This is a genomic window from Rhodoplanes roseus (assembly GCF_003258865.1).
Classification (GTDB): Bacteria; Pseudomonadota; Alphaproteobacteria; order Rhizobiales; family Xanthobacteraceae; genus Rhodoplanes; species Rhodoplanes roseus.
Map to the genome: position 1 here is coordinate 2,104 of NZ_NPEX01000296.1, position 4,562 is coordinate 6,665.

3 protein-coding genes are annotated in these 4,562 nt (G+C 69.5%); all 3 read right to left on the reverse strand.

From position 1 onward, the window contains the following. Positions 1–61: 61 nt before the first annotated feature. Positions 62–1,975 carry a nitric oxide reductase activation protein NorD gene (locus tag CH341_RS26230; RefSeq protein WP_111421911.1) on the reverse strand — a complete coding sequence of 638 codons (1,914 nt, stop codon included), beginning with the start codon at positions 1,973–1,975 and terminating at the stop codon, positions 62–64. Positions 1,976–2,106: 131 nt separating this feature from the next. Continuing rightward, positions 2,107–2,928, reverse strand: coding sequence for a CbbQ/NirQ/NorQ/GpvN family protein (locus tag CH341_RS26235; RefSeq protein WP_111421912.1), 822 nt, complete (start codon positions 2,926–2,928; stop codon positions 2,107–2,109). A 205-nt stretch (positions 2,929–3,133) separates the two neighbouring features. Continuing rightward, positions 3,134–4,483 carry a cbb3-type cytochrome c oxidase subunit I gene (locus CH341_RS26240; RefSeq protein ID WP_111421913.1) on the reverse strand — a complete coding sequence of 450 codons (1,350 nt, stop codon included), beginning with the start codon at positions 4,481–4,483 and terminating at the stop codon, positions 3,134–3,136. Positions 4,484–4,562: the final 79 nt, after the last annotated feature.

The following is a 4,562-nucleotide window of genomic DNA, read 5'->3' on the forward strand; positions in this document are numbered from 1 at the left end:
TGCGGTCCGACCTCCCCCCTCCAGGGGGAGGTAAACGGAGCTTGCCGCGCTGCTTCTATCTCTACCGCACCAGCTGCCGGTAGATCGCCGGGAGGGCCGCGGGCAGCTTGCCGATGTCGCCGACGATGGCGTAGCCGCCGCGGCCGAACAGGGTGGGAAAGTAGGACTGCGCCGTGGCGTCGATCGTCACGCCGAACACCGTCGTGCCGAGGCGGCGCGCCTCCTGCACGGCCTTGCGGGTGTCCTCGACGGCGAAGCGGCCCTCGTAGTGGTCGACGTCGTTGGGCTTGCCGTCGGTCAGCACCAGCAGCAGCTTCTTGCGGCTCGGCTCCTGGGCGAGCTGCGCGGCGGCGTGGCGCACCGCCGTGCCGATGCGCGTGTAGTAGCCGGGCTTCAGCGCGCCGATGCGGCGCTCGACCGTGCGGCTCATCGGCTCCGAAAAGTCCTTCACGGTCTCGATGCGCACCCAGCTCCGGCGGCGCGACGTGAAGGTGAGGATGCTGTGGCGGTCGCCGCAGGCGGAGAGCCCGTGCGCCAGCACCAGGAGCGCCTCCTTCTCGACGTCGAGCACCCGGCGGCCGTCCACCCAGGCGTCGGTGGAGAGCGACACGTCGACCAGCAGCGTGACGGCGAGGTCGTGGCCCTGCGGGCGCACCGCGAGATGCACGCGGTCCGACCCGGCGCCGCCGGCGCGCAGGTCGCAGCGCGCCCGCACCAGCGCGTCGAGATCGAGATCGGGCCCGTCCGGCTGGGCGCGGAGAACCTCGCGGCGCGGGCGCAGCGCCTCGAATTTCGTCCGCACGTTTCGCACGTGCTTTCGCGCGACCTCGTCGGGCTCCCAGCTCTCGCCTTGCTCCGAGGCCGGTGACGCCAGCACCCGACAATGGTCAGGCCAATACGCTTGTTTGCGAAAATCCCATTCCGGATAGGTGAGGTCGGCGGTCAGCCGCGTGCCGTCGACCGCGTCGGGCGGCAGATCGAGGTCGAACTTCAGCTTGGTGGCCGGCTTGCCGCTGCGCTGGCCGACGGTCAGCTCTTCCAGCTCGTCGGCGGCCTTTTGGGCGTCCTCGTCGTCGGTGTCGTCGGACGGCCGGTCGACATTGACCATCTCGGCCATCGCCAGGATCTTCTCGAAGCGGTTCAGCGCGAACGGGTCGCGGTCCTTCCGCCCGTCGGCTTTTTCACGGACGGCGAAGCGCTTCTTCGTCTCGGGCGGCGACGCGACCGACCCGCCGGCCGGCTCGTCGGCATCGTCGCGCGCCGCGCCAGGAGCGCGAAAGAACGCGTCGCCCCACAGCGGGCAGGGCAGCAGCGGCTGGTAGCCGACCGGCGCCCGGCCGGGCAGGGGAGCGCCGTGGGCGACCGCGTCCCACAGCGGCCCGTCCGGGGGCGTCGCGGCGCCGAGCAGCGCGGTCACGATGCGCTCGATCTCGCGCTCCACCGGCGGCAGCGGCCGCACCGGCCGCGCGATCGCGGTGGCGGCGCAGAGCCTGCCGTACGATTCGGCGAGGCCGGGAAACGCGTCGAGCACGGCCGCGACCGTGTCCTCGGCACGCCGCAGCACCAGGAGGTCGCGACGCAAGAGGTCGGGCTCCTCGATCGTGGCGAGCGGCACCGTGGCGAACCACGCGGCGAGCCAGCGATACAGCGCGACGTTGAGGTCGTGATCAGGATAGAGCGCGATGCGCGCCGGCAGGAACAGCGTCGCGGCGTCGCGGGCCGGATGGTCGAGCCGCTCCTCGCCGAGCCCGATGCGCTGGCGCCAGCCGAGCCGGTGGACGTGCTTCCGCGATCCCGCGCCGGCGAGCTGCACGCCGGGCTCGCCGCCGAGTCCGCGGAACATCACGGCGAGCGGCGAGCGGACCTCGTCCAGCGTCGCGGCGTGCTCCGGATGCACCGGATAGGTCGCGACGCCCCCGACCAGCCGATGCCAGGCGCGGCCGACCGTCTCTTCGAGTTCGAGGAAGTCGAGCATGACGGTGTTCCTTCCTGGTCATTCCGGGGCGGCGCGCAGCGCCGAACCCGGAATCCAGCGGCAAGTTCGGAGCATGTGGCTGGATTCCGGGTTCGCGCCTGCGGCGCGCCCCGGAATGACCCATGAGCGTCTCACCCCGTCACGGCCTTCGCCACCTCGACCAGGGCGGCCTTCACGTCGGGCTCGTCGGTGAGCGGCTCGATCATGGCGGCCAGCACCGCCTCGGCCGGCCGCAGGCCGGCGGCGATCAGGCCGGCGGCGTAGACGACCAGGCGGGTGGAGACGCCTTCCTCGAGATCGTGGCCCTTCAGCGCGCGCAAGCGTGCGGCGAGCGCGACCAGCGGGCGGACGCGCTCGGGCGAAAGCCCGCTCTCGGCGGCGACGACCGCGATCTCCTGCTCGGCCGGCAGGAAGTCGAACTCGATCGCGACGAAGCGCTGCCGTGTGGAGGGTTTCAGTGCCTTCAGCAGGCTCTGGTAACCGGGATTGTAGGAGACGACGAGCATGAATCCGGGCGGCGCCGACAGCTCCTCGCCGGTCCGCTCCAGCGGAAGAATGCGGCGGTCGTCGGTGAGCGGATGCAGCACCACGGCGACGTCCTTGCGGGCCTCGACGATCTCGTCGAGATAGCAGATGCCGCCCTCGCGCACCGCGCGGGTGAGCGGGCCGTCGGTCCACACGGTGTCGCCGCCTTTCAGCAGATGACGTCCGGTGAGGTCGGCGGCGGAGAGGTCGTCGTGGCAGGCGACGGTGTGGAGCGGCAGGCCGAGCCGCGTCGCCATGTGGGCGACGAAGCGCGTCTTGCCGCAGCCGGTCGGGCCCTTCAGCAGCAGCGGCAGGCGCCGCCGCCAGGCGAGCTCGAACAGGGCGCATTCGTTGCCGGCCGGGGCGTAGTGCGGAATGCTCGGCTGCGCCGCACCGGACGCGTCGACGGCGTGGAGGACGGGTTTCATGGCGGGTCTCCGTTCAAGAGTCATTCCGGGGCGCACCGAAGGTGCGAACCCGGAATCCAGCGACACGGACCGAGCTCGGGGCTGGATTCCGGGTCCGGCGCTCCGCGCCGTCCCGGAATGACGGTCGCGTCTCGGGGTTGCTGCAGGGCGACACAGGGGCGGCCGCTTCCGAAGGCGCGCGGCCGCCTCAGGGTGACGGGGAGAGTCATTCGGCCGGCTGCAGGACGGTGCGGGCCGGGGCGGGCTGCTTCTCGCGTCCGGGCACCAGGATCGCCCAGACGAACATCAGGGCCGAGACCACGACGAGCAGGCCGGAGCCGAGCCGCACCCAGTAGAACAGCGCGAGCTGGTCCTGCACGTCCATGAAGCTCTGGCCGAGCACGCGCTGCAGATGCACCTGGATCACGCCCGCGAAGGTGAGGGCGAACGTCATGGTCATCATCGCCGTGCACATGATCCAGCAGCTCGCGATCGACAGCGTCTGGTTGTACGGGGCGCGGCGGCGAAGCTGCGGGAACGCGTAGGCCATCATGGCGAGGTTGAGCATCACATAGGCGCCGAAGAAGGCGAGGTGCCCGTGCGCCGCCGTCACCTGGGTGCCGTGGGTGTAGTAGTTGACCGAGGACAGCGTGTGCAGGAAGCCCCACACGCCGGCGCCCAGGAACGCCATGATCGAGCAGCCGACCGACCACAGGAGCGCGGCGCGGTTGGGGTGCTTGCGGCCGGCCTTCCAGGTCATCTGCACGGTGAAGATCACCATGGTGAAGAACGGCGCCACCTCGAGAGTCGAGAACAGCGAGCCGATCCACTGCCAGTAGCCGGGCGCGCCGATCCAGTAGTAGTGATGGCCGGTGCCGAGGATGCCGGAGAACAGCGCCAGCCCGATGATCACGTAGAGCCACTTCTCGACCACCTCGCGGTCGATGCCGTTGAGCTTGATCATCAGGAAGGCCAGCACCGAGGCCATGATCAGCTCCCACACGCCCTCGACCCACAGATGGATGACGTACCACCAGTACATCTTGTCGATGCCGAGATTGGCCGGATTGTAGAAGGAGAACAGGAAGAAGATCGCCAGCCCCCACAGCCCGAACAGGAGGACGTTGGTGACCACCGTCTTGCGGCCCTTCAGCGCCGTCATGGTGATGTTGAACAGGAACATCAGCACGACGACGACAATGCCGACCTTGATGACGAAGGGCTGCTCCAGGAACTCGCGGCCTTCGTGGATCCGGAACAGATAGCCGACCACCGCGATGCCGGCCGCGGCGAAGAACATCCAGAACTGGATCTTCGCCAGCAGCGGGCTGAACAACTCCGTCTCGGTCTCCTCAGGCACCAGATAGTAGGTGCAGCCCATGAAGCCCATCAGCAGCCAGACGACCAGCGCGTTGGTGTGGATCATCCGCACGATGTTGAAGGGCAGGATCACGGAGAGCGTATTGGGCAGCACGTAGATGGTCGCGGCCAGCACGCCGAACGTCACCTGGGCGATGAACAGCGCCAGCGCGCCGTAGAAGTAGAGGAGCGCGACGCGTTGGGATTCGTATGTCATGGCGGTGCCTCTGCTCGGAGGGTCTGTGTGCGTAGACTATGACCGGCGGTCATTCCGGGACGGCGCGGCAGCGCCGGAC